This window comes from Mycobacterium sp. NGS50, from assembly GCF_059812545.1.
Window position 1 is genome coordinate 1 of sequence record NZ_JCALCW010000113.1, and the last position, 256, is coordinate 256.

The 256-nt window shown below is 63.7% G+C and carries 1 protein-coding gene; it reads right to left on the reverse strand.

The genetic code is table 11. The annotated features are described in order from the left end of the window. The coding region (locus AC5Y36_RS25920) for a transposase (RefSeq protein WP_500043836.1) at positions 1-256 on the reverse strand (256 nt) is incomplete at both ends.

Genomic DNA, 256 nt, shown 5'->3' on the forward strand with positions numbered 1-256 from the left:
GAGCATCCAGCGCCCAAGATGAGGTCGCCTTCCCAGTGCCCGGGCACGGCACGATCGTCAACCTCGGCGGGGCGTTGGCTGATAGTGATCACGTCACTGAACTTCCCGCGGCGCTCGGTATGACCCCGGGGCTTGCGGGCCGCACGTTTGGTCGACAAACGCTTGTTGAGGTCGGCGCGCAGCTGGCCGCGGCTTTGCACGTAGAGGCACTTGTAGATGGTTTCATGGCTCACCTGTCTGAGCTTGTCATCGGGGC